The sequence below is a fragment of the Desulfogranum japonicum DSM 18378 genome (genome assembly GCF_000429945.1).
Lineage (GTDB): Bacteria > Desulfobacterota > Desulfobulbia > Desulfobulbales > Desulfobulbaceae > Desulfogranum > Desulfogranum japonicum.
Map to the genome: position 1 here is coordinate 1 of NZ_AUCV01000133.1, position 1,103 is coordinate 1,103.

Consider the following 1,103-nt stretch of genomic DNA (forward strand, 5'->3'; position numbering starts at 1 on the left):
GGGGATGTGGAGATTTCAGTGGAAGACGTGAAGAATAATTTGCGTTTTCCTGGGCAGTATTATGATTTGGAGAGTGGGAGGTATTATAATTGGCATAGATTTTATGATCCTGCTACTGGGCGGTATATTTCTGCTGATCCTATAGGGTTGGACGGGGGAGTTAATTTGTATGCTTATGTGGGTGGGAATGCAGTCAATTTTATCGATCCTTGGGGACTTGACAGAGACATGGTTTTCATGATGTTCCCTGAATTAGAGCGGGAGTTGCAAGCTCAACAATTAGGAGTGGATACATATACTATAGCAGGTAACGAAGCTGTTAATAATGCACTACAACAAGAGGCGATATTAAAACTTTATGCACTTGGAGTCTATGCTTTACCAGTAGCCACTTCTTTAGGAATATTTGGAGCTGTTGGTGAAGGCCTTCTTGTCGGTGGTGAGTATGCTGTAACCGGTGCTTATGTTGCATATTGGGGTGGAGCTGCTGCGTATAATCAGATTGCAAATTTGGCGTATAGGCTAGGTCCTTATTCAGAGGGAATTATGGATTTTTTTACTGGATTTTTACCAGGGCCAATGAGCGGATGGGGATATCTTAGCAGTGAGATGCAATTTTTTTGGGAATATAACCAACAGCTTTATGAAGATGAATGTCTTTGATAATCAACGTCAATTGAAAAGCGTGCAATGAAAACACTGTTTACTTATAGCCAGGTTCTGATTTTGCCTATTATTGGTATTATGATCATTCTTAGACCTGTTCATGCTGGATATAAATTTTCTTATGATTTGAGAGGTGGTTTGCAATGGGTCGTAGGGATTTCATTTATAATCGTAGGGTTATTTCTATTAATTCTTCAGTTAAGAAGAAGGGAAACAGGAACAACAGAACTCTGCTTCCCTGCCATCTGTCCAAAATGCGAAGAAGTTTTTTTTCATGATGAAGAACTTCTTGGCCCGAGCAATTGCCCTGCTTGTAACGTAAAAGTGGAAACTTTGAAAAACTGTAACTGATCACAGGGTGTAATTTTTGGCTGGCGACATTGCCTGGGATTTGCTAAAGTATCTCCTTATAAACAGGAGCAAACACTTTGGCAAAT

The 1,103-nt window shown here is 40.0% G+C and carries 2 protein-coding genes; both read left to right on the top strand.

Annotated features, from left to right (window positions below; translation table 11 throughout):
• On the top strand, positions 1-663 hold a 663-nt coding region (locus G493_RS30885), incomplete at its 5' end, for an RHS repeat-associated core domain-containing protein (protein ID WP_035275775.1).
• Positions 664-690: 27 nt separating this feature from the next.
• Positions 691-1,017, top strand: a complete 327-nt coding sequence (locus tag G493_RS0122775) for a hypothetical protein (protein WP_028582203.1) — start codon at positions 691-693, stop codon at positions 1,015-1,017.
• Positions 1,018-1,103: the final 86 nt, after the last annotated feature.

Coding starts and splice junctions, on each gene's coding strand:
- G493_RS0122775 (WP_028582203.1), top strand. CDS start 691: ATGAAAACACTGTTTACTTATAGCCAGGTTCTGATTTTGCCTATTATT.